17 protein-coding genes are annotated in these 22,512 nt (G+C 68.2%); 14 read left to right on the forward strand and 3 right to left on the reverse strand.

Annotated features, from left to right (window positions below; genetic code table 11):
- Positions 1-55 precede the first annotated feature (55 nt).
- The gene (gene gnd, locus E4A48_RS20230; RefSeq protein WP_142743060.1) at positions 56-997 is read left to right on the forward strand and encodes a phosphogluconate dehydrogenase (NAD(+)-dependent, decarboxylating); all 942 of its coding nucleotides are present in this window, start codon (positions 56-58) and stop codon (positions 995-997) included.
- A gap of 15 nt (positions 998-1,012) precedes the next feature.
- Here gnd and E4A48_RS20235 read toward each other — a convergent pair whose 3' ends face one another.
- Entirely contained in the window at positions 1,013-2,056 is a 1,044-nt protein-coding gene (locus tag E4A48_RS20235) for an oxidoreductase (protein ID WP_039006041.1), read from the reverse strand.
- Positions 2,057-2,206: 150 nt separating this feature from the next.
- On the opposite strand from E4A48_RS20235, the gene E4A48_RS20240 reads away from it, so the two are divergent.
- From E4A48_RS20240 to E4A48_RS20260, 5 genes are all read left to right on the forward strand, one after another.
- Complete coding sequence (locus E4A48_RS20240; RefSeq protein WP_185910791.1) at positions 2,207-2,599, forward strand: BON domain-containing protein; 393 nt, start codon at positions 2,207-2,209, stop codon at positions 2,597-2,599.
- Between the two features lie 201 nt (positions 2,600-2,800).
- Entirely contained in the window at positions 2,801-3,175 is a 375-nt protein-coding gene (locus E4A48_RS20245) for a hypothetical protein (RefSeq protein WP_142743062.1), read from the forward strand.
- A gap of 194 nt (positions 3,176-3,369) precedes the next feature.
- A complete protein-coding gene (locus E4A48_RS20250) occupies positions 3,370-5,181 on the forward strand; it encodes a sensor histidine kinase (RefSeq protein ID WP_039006038.1) in 1,812 nt (603 codons plus the stop codon).
- Entirely contained in the window at positions 5,178-5,618 is a 441-nt protein-coding gene (locus E4A48_RS20255) for a response regulator (protein ID WP_039006037.1), read from the forward strand. The genes E4A48_RS20250 and E4A48_RS20255 overlap by 4 nt, the downstream gene beginning before the upstream one ends.
- 6 nt (positions 5,619-5,624) lie before the next feature.
- Positions 5,625-7,139: an ATP-binding response regulator gene (locus tag E4A48_RS20260; protein ID WP_039006035.1), complete on the forward strand. Its 1,515-nt coding sequence runs from the start codon at positions 5,625-5,627 to the stop codon at positions 7,137-7,139.
- 121 nt (positions 7,140-7,260) lie between these two features.
- On the opposite strand, the gene E4A48_RS20265 is transcribed toward E4A48_RS20260, so the two are convergent.
- Positions 7,261-8,100 carry a 20S proteasome subunits A/B gene (locus E4A48_RS20265; RefSeq protein WP_039006034.1) on the reverse strand — a complete coding sequence of 280 codons (840 nt, stop codon included), beginning with the start codon at positions 8,098-8,100 and terminating at the stop codon, positions 7,261-7,263.
- Positions 8,101-8,196: 96 nt separating this feature from the next.
- On the opposite strand from E4A48_RS20265, the gene folK reads away from it, so the two are divergent.
- A complete protein-coding gene (gene folK / locus E4A48_RS20270) occupies positions 8,197-8,739 on the forward strand; it encodes a 2-amino-4-hydroxy-6-hydroxymethyldihydropteridine diphosphokinase (protein WP_039006033.1) in 543 nt (180 codons plus the stop codon).
- A 126-nt stretch (positions 8,740-8,865) separates the two neighbouring features.
- On the opposite strand, the gene E4A48_RS20275 is transcribed toward folK, so the two are convergent.
- Entirely contained in the window at positions 8,866-9,600 is a 735-nt protein-coding gene (locus E4A48_RS20275; RefSeq protein WP_039006032.1) for a pteridine reductase, read from the reverse strand.
- Between the two features lie 54 nt (positions 9,601-9,654).
- On the opposite strand from E4A48_RS20275, the gene E4A48_RS20280 reads away from it, so the two are divergent.
- From E4A48_RS20280 to E4A48_RS20310, 7 genes are all read left to right on the forward strand, one after another.
- Positions 9,655-10,839 (forward strand): class I SAM-dependent methyltransferase, encoded by a 1,185-nt coding sequence (locus E4A48_RS20280; protein WP_039008973.1) that lies wholly within the window; start codon positions 9,655-9,657, stop codon positions 10,837-10,839.
- Entirely contained in the window at positions 10,839-11,246 is a 408-nt protein-coding gene (locus E4A48_RS20285) for a VanZ family protein (protein ID WP_039006030.1), read from the forward strand. Before E4A48_RS20280 ends, E4A48_RS20285 begins: the two co-directional genes overlap by 1 nt.
- 1,194 nt (positions 11,247-12,440) lie before the next feature.
- On the forward strand, positions 12,441-15,140 hold the full coding sequence (locus tag E4A48_RS20290; RefSeq protein ID WP_142743064.1) for a TonB-dependent receptor: 2,700 nt from the start codon (positions 12,441-12,443) through the stop codon (positions 15,138-15,140).
- A gap of 111 nt (positions 15,141-15,251) precedes the next feature.
- Positions 15,252-18,137, forward strand: a complete 2,886-nt coding sequence (gene galA, locus E4A48_RS20295) for a beta-galactosidase GalA (protein WP_142743065.1) — start codon at positions 15,252-15,254, stop codon at positions 18,135-18,137.
- Positions 18,138-18,141: 4 nt separating this feature from the next.
- The gene (locus E4A48_RS20300; RefSeq protein WP_260608013.1) at positions 18,142-20,496 is read left to right on the forward strand and encodes an alpha-N-acetylglucosaminidase; all 2,355 of its coding nucleotides are present in this window, start codon (positions 18,142-18,144) and stop codon (positions 20,494-20,496) included.
- Positions 20,493-21,647, forward strand: a complete 1,155-nt coding sequence (locus E4A48_RS20305; RefSeq protein WP_142741636.1) for an acyltransferase family protein — start codon at positions 20,493-20,495, stop codon at positions 21,645-21,647. Before E4A48_RS20300 ends, E4A48_RS20305 begins: the two co-directional genes overlap by 4 nt.
- A gap of 104 nt (positions 21,648-21,751) precedes the next feature.
- Complete coding sequence (locus E4A48_RS20310) at positions 21,752-22,474, forward strand: GntR family transcriptional regulator (protein WP_176717096.1); 723 nt, start codon at positions 21,752-21,754, stop codon at positions 22,472-22,474.
- The last annotated feature ends 38 nt before the right edge of the window (positions 22,475-22,512 follow it).

Raw genomic sequence — 22,512 nt, forward strand, 5'->3', positions numbered from 1 at the left:
CGGCACGACGCTTCGTGCGACCCTAACCGTCCTCACTTCGAGCTAGGACAGACGCATGGAACTGGGACTTGTAGGCTTGGGCCGGATGGGCGCGAACATGGCCGAGCGGCTGGTGCGTGGCGGCCATCGCGTGGTCGGTTTCGACCTGGGCGAGGCGGCGCGCGGCGCGGCGCAGCAGCGCGGGGTGGAGACGGTGGACGCGATGGCGGCGCTGGTCGCGGCGCTGCCGGCGCCGCGCGCGGTGTGGCTGATGGTGCCGGCCGGCAAGATCGTCGACGACACCCTGGCGGTGCTGCTGCCGCTGTTGGGCGAAGGCGATGTGGTCGTGGACGGCGGCAATTCCTATTACAAGGATTCCATGCGCCGTGCCGGCGAACTGGCCGCGCACGGCATCGCCTACGTCGATTGCGGCACCAGCGGCGGCGTGTGGGGCCTGCAGGAAGGGTATAGCCTGATGATCGGCGGCGACGCCGCGGCGGTGAGTCGGCTCGACCCGGTGTTCGCGACCCTGGCGCCGGCCGCCGATGCCGGCTGGGGCCGGGTCGGTCCCAGCGGCGCCGGCCACTTCACCAAGATGGTCCACAACGGCATCGAGTACGGAATGATGCAGGCCTATGCCGAAGGCTTCGCGCTGATGGCGCGCAAGCAGGAGTTCGAGCTGGACCTGCATCAGGTCGCCGAGGTCTGGCGCCAGGGCAGCGTGGTGCGCTCGTGGCTGCTGGAGCTGTGCTCCGATGCGTTGGGAAAAAACCCCAGCCTGGCCGGCATCGCGCCGTACGTGGAGGATTCCGGCGAAGGCCGCTGGACCGTGGCCGAAGCGATCGACCTCAACGTGCCCGCGCCGGTGATCACCTTGTCGCTGCTGGAGCGGTTGCGCTCGCGCGACGACGATTCGTTCACCGACAAGCTGTTGTCGGCGATGCGCAATCAGTTCGGCGGGCATGCGATCAAGCACGAGACCCCGGCCGTGCCGCCGTCCGGGAGCGCGGCCGGATAAGCCGCGCGGCGGTTCTCAGTCCAGCGCCAGCGTGCGGCCTTCGGCCGCGCTGCGCTGGCCCAGTTCCAGCAAGCGCATTACCGCCAGCGCCTGCGCCGCATCCACCGGCGCGGGCGCGCGGGCGGCCATCGCTTCGCGAAAGCCGGTATAGCAGTGCCGATAGTCGCCGCGTTGCGTCGGCAGCGACTGCGTGGCGGCGCTGCCGTCGGCACCGACCAGGGTCAGTTCGCCGGCAAGCGGATCCTCGCCCCACTGCGGCGCGGCCGGGGTGAGGCCGGCGCGCAACTGCGCTTCCTGCGTGTCCAGCCCCTGCTTGATGTAGCTGCCGCGTTCGCCATGCACGGCGAAGCGCAGTCCGTTGGCGGCGACCAGCGAGCCGGCATGCAGCACCGCACGCAGCTGCGGATAGCGCAGCACCGCATGGAAGTAATCGGTCGCCTGCGCGCCATCGCGCTGCTGCGCCAGATCGACCTGGATCGCCTCGGGCGGGCCGAACAACTGCAAGGCCTGGTCGAGCAGGTGCGGGCCCAGGTCGAACCACAGTCCGGAGCCGGGTAGCGCATGCTCGCGCCAGCGATCGCCGACCTGCGGGCGGTGGCGATCGAAGTGCGAGTGGAATTCGGCGATCGTGCCTAGCCGGTTCGCGTCGAGCAGTGCGCGCAGGGTCAGGAAGTCGCCGTCCCAGCGCCGGTTCTGGAACACGCTGACGATGCGCCCGGCGCGCTGTGCCTGCGCCAGCACCTGCTGTGCCTCGTCCACGTCCAGTGTGAACGGCTTGTCCACCAGCACGTGCTTGCCCTGCGCCAGCGCCGCCAGCGCCAGCGGCGCATGGGTCTGGTTCGGCGTGGCCACCACCACCGCATCGACCTGCGCATCGGCGAAGGCCTGCTGCGGGTCGGCGACGATGCGCGCCTGCGGATACGCCGCGGCGGCTTCGTCGTGGCGGCTGGACACGATGGTGTGCAGCCGCAGGCCTGGCGTGTGCGCGATCAGCGGCGCATGGAACACGCGGCCGACGAAACCGTAGCCGAGCAGGGCGAGATTGAACGGCTGGGGCATGGCATCGGCACCGCTGCGAGTGGGAGGCCAGTATCCCGGCAACGCCGGTCGCGCGGCGTGCACGCCTTTCACGCTGCCGCGATTTGACGGTCACGTCGCTTGTACGTCGCCGCGCAGACACTCCGCCACACACCTTCAAGGGAGGATGACATCATGAAAAAGATCACGTCACGCACGCTGCTCGGCAACGCACTCGCATTCGGTCTGACCCTGGCCGCCGGCCAGGCGCTCGCCGTCGATCCGCCGGCCACCGCCGACAAGGGCCATGCCGGCATGGCCCACAACGACGGCATGAAGCACGAATCCAAGGAGCCGGTCACCGATACCTGGATCACTACCAAGGTGAAGGCCGATCTGCTCGCGACCAAGGATGTCTCCGGTACCGACATCAAGGTCGAGACGCTCAATGGCACGGTCAAGCTGTCCGGTGCGGTCGAGAACAAGTTGCAGCGCGACAAGGCGGTGTCGGTCGCGAAGATGATCGACGGGGTCAAGAAGGTCGATTCGACCGGCCTGAAAGTGGCTGGCGCGGACAAGCACTGAGCCACGCCCATCGGTGATGGCGGCGGGGGCGCGCGACGAGGCGCACCCCGCCTCTGCACCCACGACGCACTCTTCGGAGTGCATTTTTTTTGGCGACACACTCGCGCCCCTGGCGCATCACGCAGCGTAACGCTGTGCTTCGCATTGCATTGACGCACGTTCAGCCATCATCAAGCTATGTTGGCTACCAGGCGAATTGCCATGTTGGATGCTTACTCTCCCGCCGCGTCCAGCCACGCGGTCACGCAAGCTGCTTCGCTCGACGCGGTGGATACAACGGTGCTCTCCTCGACAGGCGCGCCACCGCGACCGTCCTGCTTGCCACTTGCGATGCGTCAGCTCGAATCCAAGCTGGGCATGCTGCTGGCCACCTTTCACGACGATGCCGGTTTCTGGGCGGCTTTCGCCACGCTGATGCAGCGCCTGGACGAAGACCTGGATTCCGTCGAGCGTGCGCGCCTGCGCAGCCATGCCGATTTCCTGCTGGTCCGGGCCGGGATGTCGTCGTGGACGCTGATTGCTGCGACGCAGGGCGCGGCCGCCCGCGCACGGCAGCTGCGCCCGCACCGCGCCTGATCGCATCGCATCGGCAGTGGCCACGGGCGGCGCACAGTCGCCCGTTTCTTTGTGCCCGAACATTAGGATAGAGTCGTATTCACGGCGCGCGCTGGGGAGTTGCGCAAATCCTGAATAATTCATCGTGCGCTTGCGGGGATCGGCGACAATGCCGCCCCGCTGTCGCTGCCGCCTTTAATCTTCTAAGAACAGGTATGCAGATCACCGCCAAACACGACGCCTGGGACCGCTGGCGCTTGCCGCTGCTGGCGCTGGCTGTCGTGTTGATCGTGATCCTGCCTTCGTTGCTGTTGCGGCAGATGAGCGACAGCACCCTGCGTGCGGCGCACTGGGTCAGCCACAGCCAGGAGGTCACCGCGACGCTGAGCAATCTGGAAGCGAACATACGCGACATGGAATCGGCAGCGATGGCGATGTCGCACGACGTCGACTCGCCGATCCTGCGCGCGCGTTTCAGCGAGTCGCGCACCGCAATGGCGCCGGCCATCGCGCGCCTGGTCGAGCTGACCCGCGACAACGCCGACCAGCAGGTGCGCATCGGCCGCTTGCAGAGCACCCTGGAGCGCCGAGGCCTGCTGGCCGCGCGTATCGCCGAGACCCGCGACCCGGAACGGATCCGTGCCTTGATCCTGGAGATGACCGCGGACAATCCGATCCGTGGCCTGATCGCCGACCTGCAGAAGCGCGAGGACGCGCTGTTGGCCGAGCGTACCGCCGATGCCGACCAGCGGCGGATGCTGGCTTCGGCGATCAGTTGGGTGTCGCTGGCGGTGCAGTTGCTGTTGCTGGGCCTGGTGATCTGGCTGCTGCAACGGCAGATCCGCCGGCGCCTGGACGCGGAGCGGCACATGTTGCGTGCCAATGCCCGTGCCGCCGCGGTGCTGCAGACGGTGCGCGAGCCGATCGTGCTGCTCGACAGCGAGCAGCGCATGCTGATGCACAACGCCGCCTTCGGCGAGCTGTACGGGCTGGACCCGGAGCAGGCGCCGAAGATGCTGGCCGAGGTCGGCGACGGCGTCTGGCAGGATCCCCTGATGCGCCAGCGCCTGGCCGAGGTGCTGCTGCGCGGGCGCGAGCTGTGGGATTTCGAGCACGAACAGCTCGGCGCCGACGGCGTCGCCCGCACCATGCTGCTGAACGCGCGGCGCATGCCGCTGCCGGACAGCGAGGACGAAGTGGTGCTGATGACGGTCAGCGACATCAGCCTGCAGAAAGCCTCGCAGCAGCGTATCCAGATGCTCAACCGGCAGCTCGAGGGCAAGGTGGAGCAGGTTTCGGAGGTCAATCGTGAACTGGAGGCCTTCAGCTATTCGGTCTCGCACGATCTGCGCGCGCCGCTGCGCCATGTCGCCGGTTTCGCCGACAAGCTGGCCCGCCACCTCGGCGATGCCGCCGACGAGAAGAGCCGCCATTATCTGGAAGTGATCGGCACCTCGGCGCGGCGCATGGCCTCGCTGATCGACGACCTGCTGGTCTATTCGCGCCTGGGTCGCAGTGCGCTGCGCCTGCAAGCGGTGGACATGCAGTCGCTGGTGGCGGAGACGCGCTCGGTGCTGGACGCCAACTATCAGTCCGACCACGCCGGCAGCGGCCGCCGCATCGAGTGGAGCGTCGCGCCGCTGCCGATCCTGGTCGCCGACGAGAACATGATGCGTCAGTTGTGGTTGAACCTGCTCGGCAATGCGGTCAAGTACAGCGCCAGGCGCGAGGTCGCGGTGATCGAGGTGGGCTATCAGCTGCAAGCGGACGGCAGCCACCGCTTCACCGTGCGTGACAACGGCGCCGGTTTCGACATGGCCTATGCGGCCAAGCTGTTCGGTGTGTTCCAGCGTCTGCACAAGGCCAGCGAGTACACCGGTACCGGCATCGGCCTGGCCAGCGTACGCCGCGTGCTGACCCGCCACGGCGGCCATATCTGGGCCGATGCGGCGCCGGATCAGGGTGCGACCTTCCATTTCGTGTTACCCCCCGCGCCCGAAGCGCCCCCCAACGAGTTGACCGCATGACCGCCATCCGCACCATCCTGCTTGCCGAAGACAGCCCTGCCGATGCCGAAATGGCGGTCGATGCGCTGCGCGACGCGCGCCTTGCCAATCCCATCGTGCACGTCGAAGACGGCGTGGAGGCGATGGACTACCTGCTGCGCCGCGGCGCCTACGCCGATCGCGAGGACGGCCTGCCGGCGGTGCTGCTGCTGGATATCAAGATGCCGCGCATGGACGGGCTGGAAGTGCTGAAGCTGGTGCGCACCGACGAATCGCTCAAGCGCTTGCCGGTGGTGATCCTGTCGTCCTCGCGCGAGGAAAGCGACCTGGCTCGCAGCTGGGACCTGGGCGTCAACGCCTACGTGGTCAAGCCGGTGGACGTGGACCAGTTCTTCACTGCGGTGAAGACGCTGGGCACGTTCTGGGCGTTGATCAACCAGGCGCCGGACAAAGAGTAAGCGCGCATGCCCACCACCGGCACCAATCTAGGGCCGCTGCGGATCCTCATGGTCGAGGATTCGCCGGAGGATGCCGAGCTGCTGTCCGATCAGCTGCTGGATGCCGGATTGGAGGCGACCTTTCGCCGCGTGGAAGGCGAGTCCGCGCTGCGCGCGGCGCTGCGCGAGTTCGCCCCGGACATCGTGTTGTCGGACCTGAGCATGCCGGAGTTCTCCGGCCACCAGGCGCTGCGCGTGCTGCGCGAGCACAGCAGCTCGGTGCCCTTCATCTTCGTCTCCGGCACGATCGGCGAGGAGACCGCGGTGCAGGCGCTGCGCGACGGCGCCAACGACTACATCATCAAGCACAACCCGACCCGTCTGCCGTCGGCGGTGGCGCGCGCGATCCGCGAGGCGCGCACCGAGCGCGAGCGGCAGCGGGTCGAGGTCGAGCTGATGCGCGCGCAGCGGCTGGAGAGCCTGGCGTTGCTCGCCGCCGGTCTCAGCCACGACCTGCGCAACATCCTGCAGCCGCTGCTGATCGTGCCGGAGCTGATGATCGGACGCAGCGACGACCCGCAGCTGCGGCACCTGGCCGAGGTCATCGCCGAGTGCGGCCGGCGCGGCCACGAGATGGCCGAGTCGATGCTGTCGTTCGTGCGCGGTTCGCGCACGCCCAGCGAGCGGGTGTCCATCGCTGGCCTGTTCCAGGCGGTGCAGATGCTGCTCAAGAGCAGCCTGCCGGAGCGGGTCAGCCTGCAGGTGGAGGTGGCCGACGCCGAGCTGTCGCTCGAGGCCAACTACACCGAGTTGCAACAGTGCCTGCTCAACCTCGGCCTGAACGCGATCCAGGCAATGCCCGCCGGCGGTGCGCTGAGCATTTCGGCGGCGCCGGCGCTCGGCGCCGACGGCAACGGGCAGGTGCGGATCCTGGTCCGCGACACCGGCGTGGGCATGGACGCGGCCACGCAGGCGCAACTGTTCAGCCCGTTCTTCACCACCAAGCCCGATGGCACCGGCCTGGGCCTGATCTCGTGCAAGCGCATCGTCGAGAGTTACGGTGGCAGCATCGGCGTGGACAGCACGCCGGGCGTTGGCACCTGTTTCGAACTGCTGATTCCGCTGCGCGGCCACGTGCCCTCGGCCGAGCCGGAGCCGGCGATCCCGATGGGCAAGGGCCAGCGCGTGTTGCTGGTCGACGGCGAGGCCACGCGCCTGTCGCTGCTCGGCAATGCCTTGTCCAGCCAGGGCTATCAGCCGCAGCTGGCCTCCGACGGCGCCGCCGCGCTGCGCGACGTGCGCGAACACGGCATGCCGGATCTGCTGATCGTGGACAGCGACATCATCCTGCTATCGGCGGTGAGCCTGCTGCTGGCCTTGCAGGACCTGGACTATCGCGGCCCGGCGATCGTGCTCGAGGATGCCGGCACGGCGATGCAGCGCGACCACTTCCCGCGCGACATCGCCGTGCACGTGCTACGCAAGCCGCTGGAAATGCAGCGCGTGTTCCGCGCGGTGGCGCATGCGTTGGAGAGTGGCTGAAGAGCCGGGACCGGGGATCCGGAACGGCAGCAGCAATAGCCACCGCGACAGCGGTGTTGTCTCAGTTCACGCGTGCCGTCAGCCTTCTCTATCTCGCTTTTCCGGGTCCCCGGTCCCTGCGTCACTGCTGCGACGACTGGTCTTCCGGGTCGCGCCGGGCCGGCACCCGGCGCGGCGGCAGCGGCGGCAGGTTGCCGCGGTTGTCGGTTTCGCTCTCGCTGGTCATGGCCGCCTCCCAGGGGAAGCGCGGCAGCGTGCGCACCGCGTGCTCCAGCTTGCGCGACCAGGTGTCGTGGATTTCCGAGTACAGCGGGGTGTCCGCTTCCAGGCGCAGGCGTTCGGTCACGCGCAGGTCGTTGCGGCGGATCAGGGCCACGTCGATCGGCATGCCGACCGACAGGTTGGAGCGGATGGTGGAGTCCAGCGACACCAACGCGGTGCGCGCGGCGTCCTCCAGCTGCATCTCCGGGCGGATGATGCGGTCCAGGATCGGCTTGCCGTATTTGGACTCGCCGATCTGCAGGTACGGCGTCTCCGGCGAGGTGGCGATGGCGTTGCCCAGCGGATAGATCATGTACAGTCCGGGCCGCTCGCCGGCGATCTGCCCGCCAAGGATCAGCGTGGACTGCACGCTGACCCCGCTGTGCTGGGACTGTTCGGACAGCTTGACCTGGCTGGAAACCAGGACCTCGCCGACGTACTCGGCGACCTCGAACAGGTGCTTGAACGAGCGCAGGTTGCGTGGCGCGTCCGGATCGTCCGCATCGCGTTGCAGCTTGGAGATCGCCAGCTGGGTGGTGGCCAGGTTGCCGGCCGACATCAGCGCGAACACCGCCTGTCCCGGATACTCGAACACATGCAGCTTGCGATGCACGCGGACGTCGTCCAGCGAGGCGTTGGTACGTGTGTCTGCGGCGAAGACCAGGCCTTCGTCCACTTCGATGCCTACGCAATAAGTCATGTCGCTGCCGAAGTTCAGTGCGCTTCGATTCTATGCGGGGGGGGGCGGGCTTGGCTACCCGTTGACGGCCGCGGCCGCGGCATGCCCGAATATCCCATGACCACCGTGCTCCTCAGCCTGGGCAGCAATCTGCGCCCGCAACAGCATCTGCCTGCCGCGATAGGTGCGCTGCGGCAGCGTTTCGGCCCGATCGCGCTGTCCCCGACCTACCGCACCGCGGCGGTCGGATTCGACGGCCCGCCGTTCCTGAACAATGCCGTGTCGTTGCAGACCGAGTGGGGGCTGGAAGCGCTGCATGCATGGCTGCATGCGCTGGAAGATGCACATGGGCGCGACCGCAGCGGCCCGCTTTGCAGCGACCGCACCCTGGATATCGACGTGGTGTTCTACGGCGACCGCATCGTCGAAGGTCCCGGCCACCTGCGCATCCCGCGCCTGGAACTGCGCCACGCCTTCGTGCTCAAGCCGCTGGCCGACATCGCCGCCGACTTCGTCGACCCGGTCAGCGGTCGCAGCCTGGGCGCGCTGTGGCAGGCGCATGCGCAGTTCGGGGAGACGTTCGAGGTGGTGGCGCTTGGAGAGCCGGGACCAGGGACCGGGGACCGGGGACCGGGGGCATTGTCGCCGGGGACCTGCTAACGCCCCATCGGAGATTCACAAAAAGCACAAGGCCTGCCGTGTGTCGCTCCGCTTGCGGCGCGTGCCACGTTCTGTTCCTCGCCGTGTTCTGACCTCCGGGTCCCCGGTCCCTGGTCCCGATAGGCCTCAACTCAATCCCCGCCCCCCATCCACCCGCAGCGTCTGCCCGGTGACGAAGCCGGCCTCGTCGAGCAGCCAGCGCACCGCCTCGGCGATCTCCTCCACCTGGCCGATCCGCGCCAGCGGCGTGCGCGCCAGCAAGGCCTGCTGTGCGGCGCCGTCCTTGCCGGCTTCCGGCCACAGGATCGCGCCGGGGGCGATGGCGTTGACCCGCACCTGTGGTGCCAGTTCCAGCGCCAGCGAGCGGGTCAGCATCGCCAGCGCGGCCTTCGCCGCGCTGTACAGCGGGTGCGCGCGCAGCGGCTGTTCGGCGTGCAGGTCGGTGATGTTGACGATCGCGCCGCGGTGCTCGCGCAGTTGCGCGGCCGCGGCCTGGGCCAGGAACAGCGGCGCGCGCGCGTTGACCGCGAACAGGTCGTCCCATTGCGCCGGCGTGGCCTCGGCCAGCGGCGTGGGATAGAAGGTGGAGGCGTTGTTGACCAGCGCATCGAGTCGGCCGAAATGTTGCACGCACTGCGTCACCAGCGCCGGCAGCTGCGCGGCGTCGCGCAGGTCGGCGTGCAGGGTCAGGGTGCTGCCGGCGCGCGCGGCCTCCAGTTCCTGGGCCAGCGTCTGCAGCTCGGCCTGCGAGGTGTGCGCGTGCAGCGCCACGCGATAGCCGGCGGCATGCAGGCGCCGCGCGATGCCGGCGCCGATGCGGCGCGCGCTGCCGGTGATCAGGACGACTTTGGTCTCGGTCATGTGTGCATTCCACGCTCGGCTATGCTGTGCATTGTCCACCCAATCCAGCGCCGCATGCCTATCGATTTCCCAGCCCCCGACGCCGACGCGCTCGCCCATAGCGATCGACTGGCCGCGCATCTGCGCGCCGAGATTGCCGCCAGCGGCGGCGCGATTCCGTTCTCGCGCTTCATGGAGTTGGCGCTGTACGCGCCGGGCCTGGGCTACTACAGCGCCGGCAGCAGCAAGTTCGGTGCGGACGGCGACTTCGTCACTGCGCCGGAGCTGGGCCCGCTGTTCGCCGCCACCGTCTCCAACGCGCTGGCGCCGGTGTTGCAGCAGCTCGGGCCGCAGGCGCGGATGCTGGAGGTGGGCGGTGGCAGCGGTGCGTTCGCTGAGGTGATGCTCAAGCGCCTGCTGGCGCTGGACGCGCTGCCCGAGCGCTACGCCATCCTCGAACCCAGCGCCGACCTGCGCGCGCGCCAACGCGAACGCCTGCAACGCGCGCTGATCCCGCCAGTGTTCGACCTGGTGGAATGGCTGGATCGGCCGTTCGAGGACGACTGGAACGGGGTACTGTTCGCCAACGAGGTGATCGATGCGCTGCCGACGCCGCGCTTCACCCTGCGCGACGGCGAGGTGTTCGAGGAAACCGTGACCCTGGATGGCGAAGGCCGCTTCCGCCGCGGCGAGCAGCCGGCCGATCCGCTGCTGATGGCGGCGGTGCGGCATGTCGAACGCGATCTGGAAACGCCGTTCGCCGATGGCTATCGCTCCGAACTGCTGCCGCAGCTGCCGTACTGGATCCAGGCGGTGGCCGGCGGCCTGCGCAGTGGTGCGATGCTGTTCGTCGACTACGGCTATCCGCGCGGCGAGTTCTACCTGCCGCAGCGTGACGACGGCACCCTGCGCGCGTTCTACCGGCATCGCACGCATGCCGACCCCTATCTGTGGCCAGGCCTGCAGGACCTGACCGCATCGGTGGACTTCACCGCGCTGGCCGAGGCCGGCACCGGCGCCGGTTTCGAACTGGGCGGCTACTGCACCCAGGCCAGCTTCCTGCTCGGCAACGGCCTGGCTGCGCTGCTGGCCGAGGCCGAGGCGCGCAGCGACGAACGCGGCCGCCTGCGCCTGCGCGAGCAGGTGAAGCGCTTGACCCTGCCCAGCGAGATGGGCGAGCGCTTCCAGGTGATGGGCTTCGAACGCGACGTGTCGCTGGCGCCGGCGTTCCTGGCCGGCGACCTGACCTGGCGGCTGTGATGGCGGCGGTGCGCGCATTCCGCCGGCCCTGGCTGTGGTTGGGGCTGTGGTGGCTGGGTGTGCTGGTGCTGATCTACGTGTGCATGATGCCGCACCCGCCGCAGCTGTCCGACCTGCCGGACACCGACAAGGTCGAGCATGTCACCGCCTACCTGCTGCTGGCGGCCGGCGCGGTGCAGATCTACGCCGGGCCACGCGCCTGGCGTCGGGCGGCGCTGGGCCTGCTGCTGCTGGGCATCGGCATCGAGTTCGCGCAGGGCGCGTGGACCACCACGCGGTCGGCCGATCCGTTCGACGCGCTGGCCGATGCGCTGGGCGTGGCGGCAGGCATGGCCACAGCGCTCACCCCGCTGCGCGATCTGCTGTGGCGGTTGGAGACTGGTGCGGGGCGGCGCGAGCGCGGCTGAGGCGGTTCAAGCGCACTGTGGGAATTGGGCGGCCTGCAAGGTTTGCCGGGTGTGCTTTCACAGGGGCTTTTGCTGGCGCCGGGCCATCATCCCCATGCCTTTCAACGTGTTTGATGCGCCGATCCTGTAACCCGCTGCTTTCCTGCTGATGGTGTAGGAGAATGCGACAGAGGGTAGCGAATTCAGTATGAGAGTCGTAGCTGTAACAATTGATTTTATTGGGTGCGTCCAAAGACGTTGAAAGGTATGGCCATCAGCCCCGGCCGGTTGCGTAGCCGCCGAAGCTTGCGGCGTCGTTCGTCGCGACTGAAGTCGCTCCCACAGTGACTTGTGTTTGGCCGGGCCGCCCGCTGCGGTAGATGCCGGGGGCAACGCGCAGGCCGCGGAACGTGTCGGCTGTTGCGACGGGGCGCCGAGTGCGGCACGCGACTGGCGCGGACGGAGCATTGCGATCACATGCCTCCCACGCATTCCTCCCATGTCCCGGGTCTGCGCCGCGCATGCGCGGCTCCCCCCGGCGCGCAGCGATTCTTACCAGGCTATGACAACGATGTCAGGTCTTTGCCGGAAAATTCGTCTGGTGCTGGTCCAGCCATGGGAACCGCATGTCGGTGCCGGGAGTGCGTCGCACAGCCTCAAGGGATTTTTATATATCAAAGGGTTATGAGGATCGCCGCGGCGCGTGCGAAGCGCTGCAAATGAGAACGCGGCGCAGTCATGTCGAGGCACGCAAAATTGGTCTCATTCGTAGAATTGGTGCCCTATAGGTAGCGTGACAACGATGCGTGAAGAAGTCCGCTCAGAAAAAATTTCACGCCTTCAATATTCTGATTTAAAAGAAGATTCTTAGGATCTCGGGGCGAGTCCAGGCGCCATTTGGCGATTGTGGACATGACAGCGTTGACACAATCTTTCTAAGACCATAAAAATCGAGGCGCCTGGAATTGGTCTTTGCCAATTCGGGTCGATCAGTCCAGCAGCCGCATGCAATCGCCCGCTCCGGGGTAGGGACGGGGACGCGCCTTCCGCAACACGAGGCGCCGCAACAGACAGCACGTTCCATCGACTCCGTGCCCGCACGGACGGCATCGCCCTGCGCGTCGCGTCGGGCGCCATGGAGGGTGCGGCCTGCCGATCGCTGCCGCTGGGTGTCAGACGTCGTCGTGCCGATCAGCCATCAACCAGGATAGCCCAATGCCACATGCCGCCCGCTCCCGTCCGCAGTGCTGTTCCCTGTCCGTCCTCGCCACCGCCATCGCGCTCGGTCTGCTCAGTGCCGGCGCGCAGGCGCAGCAAGCGCCGGCATCCGACGGGATCTCCCAGCTCGATACCGTGACCGTCACCAGCTCCTACCAGAAGAGCCTGATCACCGCGCTGGACAACAAGCGCGAAGACGCGCGCATGACCGACGGCATCTCTTCCGAGGACATCGGCAAGTTCCCGGCCGAGAATATCGCCGAGGCGATCCAGCGCATTCCCGGCGTGCAGATTTCCACCATCAACGGCCGCGGTTCGACCATCAGCATCCGCGGCCTTGGCCCGCAGTATTCGGCCACCACGATCAACGGCCAGACCGTCAAGAGCGCCGATTTCACCGACGGTTTCCGCTACGACATCATCCAGCCGGAAGTGGCCGCGGCGATCGAGGTGATCAAGTCGCCGTCGGCGGACATGGACGCCGGCGGGCTGTCGGGCACGGTCAACATCAAGACCACCAAGCCGCTGGACTACAAGGAACGCAAGTTGATCCTGTCGGCCAAGGAGCAGTACTCCGAATTCGCCGGCGGCGCGCCGACGCCCAAGGCGGTGGTCACTTACATCGACCAGTTCCAGCTCGACGACGGCGGCGAACTGGGCGTGTTCGTCAACGCCGGCTACCAGAAGCTCAAGGACCGCGCTGACTACCTGTGGATCGACCGCTGGTTCACCCAGGACACCGACGACGGCACCGCGTACATCCCGCGCCGCCCGCGCTACCGCTCGATCGAGCGCGAAACCGACCGCAAGATGCTCACCGCCGGCCTGCAGTGGAAGCCCAACGACCGGCTGGAGATGAACCTGACGGCGCTGTACTCGCAGGACAAGACCGACAACGACATGAACCAGTTGGTCTATTCCTTCGAGCGCAACGCACTGAACGTGCTGGAAACCGACGGCCTGAACGCGACCAAGGTGTCGGCGTCCAACTACTGGCTGGAGAACAACCGCCAGATCGAACGCCACGATCTCACCTCGCAGCTGCTGACCTGGGACGCGAAGTGGAAGGGCGATGCGTGGACCTTCAGCGGCGTGGCCAACTACACCGAAGGCAAGACCGACGAAGACGAGCGCGCGGTGATCCTCGGCCGCAAGCCGACCGCGACGCTGTTCGACATGTCCAATCCCGGCGCGATCTCGCTGACCACCGATGCCGACGCCGACGACGCCAGCGCCTGGAACCAGGCCAATCTGGTGCGCGACGAATATCCCAACGGTGCGATCACCAAGCTCAGCAACAAGGAATGGTCGCTGCAGTTCGATGCCGAGCGCTATGTCGGCGCCGGCTTCCTGGACTCGGTGAAGTTCGGCACCAAGTTCCGCCGCGAGACCTTCGACCGCAACGTCTGGCGCCGCGACTTCCTGTACCTGATCAACTCCGGCGCGGTGTCCGGCTATGCGATGTTCCCGGAACTGTCGGCGGCCAGCTCCGGCGTCAGCAACTTCCTCGACGGCAACCTGGCCTCGCAGAGTGACTGGGTGGCGCCGGACGTGTACGCCTACGCCGACGCGCTGGCCGCCTCCGGCATCACCGTGCCGGTGCTGTTCGCGCCGCAGGCCAGCTACCACATCCGCAACGACATCTTCTCCAGCTATGCGCTGGCCAAGATCGACACCGAACTGGGCAGCATGCGCCTGCGCGGCAATGTCGGGGTGCGCTACGAGAACACCAAGCGCACCACCGACACCTACCTGACCACCGCCTCGCAATACAGCGAGGACGCCAACGACGTGGTCGGCACCGCGCGCGCGCCGTACGAGTACCACAACTGGTTGCCGAGCCTGAACCTGGTGCTGGACATGCGCGAAGACCTGCTGCTGCGCTTCGCCGCGGGCAAGGTGCTGGTGCGGCCGATCCTGGACAGCAACACCGCCATCGCCAGCACCATCTCCTCGGGCACCAACACCGGCGGCACCACCACTTACGACGTGTCGCTGGGCCAGACCGACCTGAAGGCGCTGACCGCCAACCAGGCCGACCTCGGCCTTGAGTGGTACTACGGCCAAGGCGGCGGCCTGACCCTGGCCGGCTTCTGGAAACAGGTCAAGAACGGCACCTTCAACAGCATCGTCTGCCCGACCACGTTCAACGGTGCGGCGCTGTCGGGCAACAGCTCCGGCGACTGCGTGGACGGCAACGGCAACATCTACGAGATCACCGCCACCCAGAACGATCCGAGCAAGGTCAAGATCAAGGGCTACGAGCTGGGCTGGACCCAATCGTTCGATGCGTGGCTGCCGATCCAGGGCTTCGGCCTGACCGCCAACTTCACCCGGGTGCTCCCGCAGCGCGACACCGACTTCCAGATCCGCAACCTGTCGGAGAAGACCTGGAACGCCACCGGCTACTTGGAGAATGCGATGTTCTCCGCACGCCTGTCGCTGAATCACCGCAGCGAGTACCAGCAGGACAGCAGCGACAGCTTCTTCGCTCGCGAAGGCCACACCATGAAGGCGCGCACCCAGCTCGACGCGGTGCTCGGCTACCAGGCCACCGACACGCTCAGCTTCCAGCTCGGCGGGCTCAACCTGACCGACAAGAAGGAAGAGGCGTACAAGGACTTCAGCAGCCGCTGGCAGATGACCGGCGTCACCGGCCGCAGCTTCTACGTGTCGATGCAGTGGGACATCCTGTGACGCCGCTGCGGTCGCTTGCAGGATAGACCGCCGCCTGCCCGGCGCCACGGTGGTGCCGGGCAGGGCGAGGTGGCCCATCCCTATCGCATTCACAGGTTTCAGGGCAAGCGCATGCAACGACGAGAATTCCTGGCAGGCGGCGCCGGTGCCGGCCTGCTGCTGGCGGCGCCGCGGTTGAGCTGGGCTGGCAGCGCGGCGCAGGCCGGCATGGCCGCTGGCGCGACCGGCACCGCCGCCGCGGCAGTGCCGACGTTGACGCTGGCAGTGGATCCCGGCCTGTTGTGCCTGGACGAGGGCTGGCGGTTCCACGAAGGCGACATCCCGTTGCCGCCGATCAGCGGCCAGGACGCCAGCTACGACAATGCCAAGGCCGGCAAGGCCTGGGGCGCGGCCGCCGGCGATTTCGACGATAGCCAATGGCGGCAACTGCGGTTGCCGCACGATTTCGCCATCGAGCAGCCGATCGAGGCCAGCGCCAATGTGGCGCAGGGCTATCGCCGTCGCGGCATCGCCTGGTACCGGCGCAGCCTGCGGCTGGACGAGGCGCAGCGCGGCAAGGCGCTGGAACTGCGCTTCGACGGCATCTCCAGCCGTGCCACGGTGTGGGTCAACGGCTTGCTGATGGCGCGCAGCTGGAGCGGCTACGACGGGTTCGCCATCGACCTGAGCGCGATCGCGCGCTACGGCCAGGACCTCAACAGCATCGCGGTGCGCGTGGATGCCGAGGCGATGGACGGCTGGTGGTACGAGGGCGCCGGGATCTATCGGCACACCTGGCTGGCGGTGCGCGATGCGCTGCATATCGTCGGCGACGGCGTGCATGCGGTGCCGCGGATCGGCAGCGACGCACAGTGGACGCTACCGGTCGCGGTCACGCTCGCCAATACCGGCGAGCAGGTTGACGCCGCGGCGCTGGAGGTGGCGCTGTACGACGCGCACGGCACGTTGGTGGCGCAGGGCAGCACTGCGGTGCAGGTCGGCGCGCTGGCACAGGCGCTGGCGCAGGTCGAACTGCAGGTGCGGCAGCCGCAGCGCTGGGACGTGGCCGCGCCGCATCTGTACCGGGTGGTGACGGTGCTGCGCAGCGCTGGCCGCGAGCGCGACCGCCGCGAGTGCGCGATCGGCTTTCGCACGCTGCGCTTCGATGCGCAGCACGGCTTCTTCCTCAACGAGCGGCCGCTCAAGATCAAGGGCGCCTGCCTGCACCAGGACCATGCCGGGGTCGGCGTGGCGGTACCCGACAGCCTGCTCGAGTTCCGCATCCGCCGGCTCAAGGCGCTGGGCTGCAATGCGATCCGCCTGCACCACGCGGTGGCCAGCGAACTGCTCGATGTCTGCGATCGCCTGGGCATGCTGGTGATGGCCGAGAACCGCGTGTTCAATCCCGCGCCCGACTACGCCGCGCAACTGCGCTGGCTGGTGCGCCGCGATCGCAACCATGCCTGCGTGTTCCTGTGGTCGGTGTTCAACGAAGAGCCGATGCAGGGCACCGTCGCCGGCTACGAAATGGTGCGCCGCGCGGTGGCGCTGGTGCGCGCGCTGGACGACAGCCGGCCGGTGACCGCGGCGATGAACGACGGCATGTTGACCCAGCGCAACGCCGCCGATGCGGTGGACGTGGTCGGCTTCAACTACCGCCAGTTCAACTACGACCGGGTGCGCGCGGCGATGCCGGACAAGCCCTTGCTGTCCAGCGAGGACACCAGCGCGTTCCAGACCCGCGGCGCCTGGTTCACCGACATGGACGCGCACGTCATCGCCGAGGACGACTCGGTCGCCGCGCCGTGGGGCAACACCCATCGCAGGTCCTGGCAGTTGATCGACGAGCGCCCCTATCTGGCCGGCAGTTTCGTCTGGACCGGTTTCGACTACCGCGGCGAGCCGACCCCGTTCGAATGGCCGTCGGTGTCCTCGTTCTTCGGCATCATGGATCTGTGCGGTTTTCCGAAGGGCGCGTATTGGTTGCGCCAGGCGCAGTGGATCGACGCTGCGCCGGTGCTGCAGCTGCTGCCGCACTGGAACTGGCCGGGCCGCGAAGGCACGCCGATCAAGGTGATGGCGTTCTGCAATGCGCAGCAGGTGGAGCTGTGGCTCAACGGGCAGTCGCAGGGGCGACAGGCGGTGGACCGGATCGCAATGAATGCCTGGCAGGTGACGTACGTGCCGGGTGTGTTGGAGGCGGTGGCCTATCGCGATGGTCGCGAAGTGGCGCGGCAGCGGGTGCAGACGGTCGGCGCGCCGGCCGCGCTGCGGCTGACCGCGGACCGCGGGCGGATGCGCGGCGATGGCCGCGACGCGCAGCCGATCACTCTGGAAGCGGTGGATGCGCAGGGCCGCCATGTGCCGTTTGCCGCTGCGCAGATCGCGCTGCAGGTCGACGGCGGGCGCCTGCTCGGCGTCGGCAACGGCGACCCGAATCGGCACGCGGCCGATAACGTGCCGCAGGTGCAGCTGTTCAACGGCCTGGCGCAGGCCATCGTCGAGGCCGGCACCGGCCAGCGCCGGTTGCGCATCGAAGCGCGCGCGCCGGGCCTGCGTGCCGCGCAGGCGACGATCGAACTGGATGCGGCAGCCGCGCCGCTGTCGCTGCCGCCGGCCGCCGCGGCGATGGTGGTGCCCGGCTGGCGGCGCACGCTGCCGTTCGCCGCGCCGCCGGATCCGGCGCTGCCACGCGCGCCCAACGACAACAACAGCTGGAGCTTCTGCCAGCCGGGCAACCTGGAAACGCGCGCCGAGCGCGATGGCTATGTGCTGTACCGCACCGCGTTTACGCCGTGGGCCGGGATCCAGCAGCGCGGCGGCGTGCTGCGGCTGGGCCGTGCCACCGGTGCGGCGCAGGTGTATCTGGACCGGAAACTGGTTGCCCGTGTGGCCGCGGGACAGCCGGCGCAACTGCGCTTGCCGCCTGCGGCCGGCGAACGGGTGCTGGCGGTGGTGATGCAGGTGACGGCCGGAATGCCTTTCGGCTTCGATGATGTCGCGATAGTGGAGTATTGACCGAATGAAGCGAACCTTCCGCCATGCCCTTTCATGCGGCCGTGCCTGGCTGCGCTCGCTGTGCGGGTTGCCGTTGCGCGGCCATGCCGCACTGCTGCTGGCCGGCGCGCTGCTGGCGCCGGCCGCGTTCGCCGCAGCGGCGCCCGACGCGCAGGGCGCCGCCGCGCGCGGCGTGCTGCTGCGCACGCTCGGCCCGCGCGCCGCCGCGCTGGCGCTGCAACGGCAGCCGCGCGGCAACGGCAACGACTGGTACCAGGTCGCCGCCGCCGCCGGCACGCTGCGCGTGTCCGCTTCCTCGGAAGTGGCGCTGGCGCATGGCGCGTACAGCTATCTGCAATCCATCGGCGCCGCCTCGGTGAGCTGGGAGGGCAGCCGGGTCGCGCTGCCTGCGGCCTATGCCGATTTCAACGGGCAGCGCGTTGTCACCCCGTTCGCTTACCGCGCCTATCTCAACGTATGCACCTACGGCTACACCACGCCGTGGTGGGACTGGGCGCGCTGGGAACGCGAGATCGACTGGATGGCGCTGCACGGCATCGACATGCCGCTGGCGATGGAAGGCCAGGATTACGTGTGGCAGGCGCTGTGGCGCGAGTTCGGGGTGAGCGACGCGGACCTGGCGCAGTATTTCTCTGGCCCGGCGTTTGCGCCGTGGCAGCGCATGGGCAACATCGAAGGTTACGATGCGCCGTTGCCGCAGCAGTGGATCGAGGACAAGCACGCGTTGCAGCAGCGCATCCTGCAGCGCATGCGCGCGCTGGGCATGAAGCCGGTGCTGCCGGCCTTCGCCGGCTATGTGCCGAAGGCGTTCGCGCAGGCGCATCCGCAGGCGCGCATCTACCGCATGCGCGCCTGGGAAGGCTTCCACGAGACCTATTGGCTGGATCCGGCCGATCCGCTGTTCGCCAAGATCGCGCAGCGTTTCATCCAGCTCTACGACCGCACGTACGGCAAGGGCACCTATTACCTGGCCGATGCGTTCAACGAAATGCTGCCGCCGATCGCCGCCGACGGCAGCGACGCGCGCCTGGCCAGCTACGGCGACAGCACCGCCAATACCGCCAAGACCACGCCGCCCGAGGTGTCGCCGGCGCAGCGCGACAAGCGCCTGGCCGAGTACGGCCGCGCATTGTATGAATCGATCCATCGCGCCAATCCCGACGCGGTATGGGTGATGCAGGGCTGGCTGTTCGGCGCCGACCGCCACTTCTGGACGCCGCAGGCGATCGCCGCGTTCCTGCGCGAGGTGCCCAACGACAAGCTGCTGGTGCTGGACATCGGCAACGATCGCTACCCAGGCACCTGGAAGCTGTCCGACGCGTTCGACGGCAAGCAGTGGATCTACGGCTACGTGCACAACTACGGCGGCAGCAATCCGGTGTACGGCGACCTGGCGTTCTACCGCGACGACCTGCGTGCGCTGCTCGCGGACAAGGACAAGCAGCAACTGGTCGGCTTCGGCGCGTTCCCGGAAGGCCTGCACACCAACTCGGTGGTCTACGAATACATGTACGCGCTGGCCTGGGGCGAGCAGCAGCGTTCGCTGCAGGACTGGCTCGGCGACTACACCCGCGCCCGCTACGGACATACTTCGCCGGCATTGCGTGCGGCCTGGGACGACCTGCAGGCCGCAGTGCTGTCCACCCGCTACTGGACGCCGCGCTGGTGGCGCAGCCGTGCCGGCGCTTACCTGCTGTTCAAGCGGCCGACGCTGGACATCGGTGAATTCGAAGGTGCGCCCGGCGACCCGCCGCGCTTGCGCCGTGCGCTGGATCAATTGCTGGCGCTGGCGCCGGAGTACGCCGACGCGCCGCTGTACCGCTACGACCTGGTGGACTTCGCCCGCCACTACGCGACCGGTCGCGTGGATGCGCAATTGCAGCAGGCGGTGGCCGCCTACAAGCGCGGCGACGTCGCCGCCGGCGATGCCGCGTTCGCCCGCGTGCAGGCGGCGGTGCGGCAGCTCGACGGCCTGGTCGGCGGCCAGCAGGAAACCCTGTCGAGCTGGCTCGGCGATGCCGAAAGCTATGCGAAGACGCCGCAGGACGCGGCCTACTACCGGCGCGACGCCAAGGCGCAGGTCAGCGTGTGGGGCGGCGAGGGCAATCTCGGCGACTATGCGTCCAAGGCCTGGCAGGGCATGTACGCCGACTACTACCTGCCGCGCTGGGCGCTGGCGATGCAGGCGCTGCGGGCGGCGGCGGTCGGCGGCGGCAGCGTGGACGAGGCGGCGTTGCAGCAGCGGCTGCGCGCCTGGGAGCTGGACTGGGTGAAGTGCGAGACAGCTTACACGCGGCAAGCCCCGGCCGATCCGGTCGCCGCGGTACGCACCCTGCTGCAACAGGTGGATGCCCGATGAGCGCCGCTTCCATGAGCATCCCCGCCGCCGCGCCATCGCGCGAACGCTTCGTGTCGCTGGACGTGTTCCGCGGCCTGATGATCTTCCTGATGATCCTGGGCAACACGCCGGGCGCCGGCGCCGACGCGTTCGTGCAGCTGCGGCACGCACCGTGGCTCGGCTTCACCGCCGCCGACGTGGGGTTCCCGTCGTTCCTGTTCGTGGTCGGCAACGCGATGAGCTTCGCGCTGGATCGCAGCCAGCCGCTCGGCGCGTTCCTGTGCCGGGTCGGCAAGCGCAGCGCGCTGATCTTCCTGCTCGGCTTTTTGATGTACTGGTTTCCGTTCGTGCACCAGGGCGCCGACGGCAGCTGGAGCTTCATCGCCATCGACCAGACCCGGGTGCCGGGCGTGCTGCAGCGCATCGCGCTGTGCTACGCGCTCGCCGCGCTGTTGTGCCGCTGGCTGCCGCCGCGCGGGCTGCTCGGCGCCTGCGTGGCGCTGCTGCTCGGCCACTGGGCGGCGCTGTACCTGTGGGGCCAGCCGGGTGCGGAACTGAGCAAGCTCGGCAACGCCGCCACGCGCCTGGACCTGTGGCTGCTGGATCCGGCGCAGCTGTACCGCAAGGACGGCGGCTTCGATCCGGAAGGCCTGCTCGGCACGCTGCCGGCCACGGTCAATGTCATCGCCGGCTACCTGACCGGCCTGTACGTGCGCCGCGTCGGCAAGCAGGCGCGCACGGTGCGCTGGCTGCTGCTGGCCGGCATCGCGCTGACCCTGCTGGCCCTGGCCTGGCAGCCGTGGTTTCCGCTGGCCAAGAAACTGTGGACCGGTTCGTTCGTGCTGCTGACGGTGGGCCTGGATCTGCTGCTGCTGGGCGCGCTGCTGTGGGCGATCGAGGTGCGCCGGTGGCAGGCGGGCAGCGGCTTCTTCACCGTGCTCGGGCGCAATCCGCTGGCAATCTACCTGTTCTCCGAACTGTTCGTGATCAGCCTGCGGCTGGTCCCGGCCGGCGCCAGTGGAATGGACCTGTACCAATGGCTGGGCATCGCGGTGTTCCAGCGGCTGCTGCCCGGTCCCTGGGGCAGCCTGGCCTGTGCGCTGGCCTACACGTTGGTGTGCTGGGCGGTGGGCTGGTGGATGGACCGGCGGCGGCTGTACCTGCGGCTCTGACCCGGCGTGCACATGTCGCAAATTGGTACTATATTGGACATGATGAATCCATGCGGTCCGGAGCCAGCACGATGACCAAGCTCAAGCCCGAGGTCGACCCCAGGCTGGCGGGCTTGGCCGTGGACCCGAGTGCGCCGACCCCGCTGTACCTGCAACTGGCCAGCAAGCTGGTCGAGGCGATCAAGGGCGGCCAGTGGAGGCCGGGCGAGGCGTTGCCGGCCGAACGCCAGTTGTGCGAACAACTGCAGGTGTCGCGGGTGACGTTGCGCCAGGCGGTGGATGCGCTGGTCGAACAGGGCCTGGTGTCGCGCCGGCAGGGCGCCGGCACCTTCATCACCTCGCATATCCAGCATCAGCTCAGTGGTCTGGCCAGCTTCAGCGAGACCCTGCGCATGAAGGGCCTGGAGCCGGGCACGCGCTGGCTGGAACGGCGCGTGCGCCCCGCCCACGGCGAGGAAATCCTGCGCTTGGGGCTGTCGCCGGACACCGTGGTGGCGGCGCTGACCCGCCTGCGCAGCGCCGACGGCCGGGTCATGGCCTATGAGAAGGCGGTGCTGCCGCAGCGCACCGTGCCCGATCCGCTGGCGATCGGCGATTCGCTGTACGCCTACCTGGATGCACAGGGCACCCCGGTGGTGCGCGCGCTGCAGTACTTTCGCGCGATCAACCTGCCGGCGCGGCTGGCCGGGCACCTGGGCATGAAGGAAGGCGAGGCGATCCTGCACGTGGTGCGGGTCGGCTATACCCGCGACGGCAGCGCGATCGAGCTGACCGACACCTATTGCCACAACGACTACTACGACTTCGTCGCCGAACTGCGACGCTGATCGACCGACCCACGCGCCTTTCCGGAGCCCGCCCGCCC

The sequence above is a fragment of the Xanthomonas translucens pv. cerealis genome (assembly GCF_006838285.1).
Classification (GTDB): Bacteria; Pseudomonadota; Gammaproteobacteria; order Xanthomonadales; family Xanthomonadaceae; genus Xanthomonas_A; species Xanthomonas_A cerealis.

Coding starts and splice junctions, on each gene's coding strand:
- E4A48_RS20275 (WP_039006032.1), bottom strand. CDS start 9,600: ATGACCGAGACCAAAGTCGTCCTGATCACCGGCAGCGCGCGCCGCATC.
- E4A48_RS20250 (WP_039006038.1), top strand. CDS start 3,370: ATGCAGATCACCGCCAAACACGACGCCTGGGACCGCTGGCGCTTGCCG.
- E4A48_RS20300 (WP_260608013.1), top strand. CDS start 18,142: ATGAAGCGAACCTTCCGCCATGCCCTTTCATGCGGCCGTGCCTGGCTG.
- galA (WP_142743065.1), top strand. CDS start 15,252: ATGCAACGACGAGAATTCCTGGCAGGCGGCGCCGGTGCCGGCCTGCTG.
- E4A48_RS20305 (WP_142741636.1), top strand. CDS start 20,493: ATGAGCGCCGCTTCCATGAGCATCCCCGCCGCCGCGCCATCGCGCGAA.
- E4A48_RS20285 (WP_039006030.1), top strand. CDS start 10,839: ATGGCGGCGGTGCGCGCATTCCGCCGGCCCTGGCTGTGGTTGGGGCTG.
- E4A48_RS20260 (WP_039006035.1), top strand. CDS start 5,625: ATGCCCACCACCGGCACCAATCTAGGGCCGCTGCGGATCCTCATGGTC.
- E4A48_RS20265 (WP_039006034.1), bottom strand. CDS start 8,100: ATGACTTATTGCGTAGGCATCGAAGTGGACGAAGGCCTGGTCTTCGCC.
- E4A48_RS20235 (WP_039006041.1), bottom strand. CDS start 2,056: ATGCCCCAGCCGTTCAATCTCGCCCTGCTCGGCTACGGTTTCGTCGGC.
- gnd (WP_142743060.1), top strand. CDS start 56: ATGGAACTGGGACTTGTAGGCTTGGGCCGGATGGGCGCGAACATGGCC.
- folK (WP_039006033.1), top strand. CDS start 8,197: ATGACCACCGTGCTCCTCAGCCTGGGCAGCAATCTGCGCCCGCAACAG.
- E4A48_RS20255 (WP_039006037.1), top strand. CDS start 5,178: ATGACCGCCATCCGCACCATCCTGCTTGCCGAAGACAGCCCTGCCGAT.
- E4A48_RS20280 (WP_039008973.1), top strand. CDS start 9,655: ATGCCTATCGATTTCCCAGCCCCCGACGCCGACGCGCTCGCCCATAGC.
- E4A48_RS20290 (WP_142743064.1), top strand. CDS start 12,441: ATGCCACATGCCGCCCGCTCCCGTCCGCAGTGCTGTTCCCTGTCCGTC.
- E4A48_RS20245 (WP_142743062.1), top strand. CDS start 2,801: ATGTTGGATGCTTACTCTCCCGCCGCGTCCAGCCACGCGGTCACGCAA.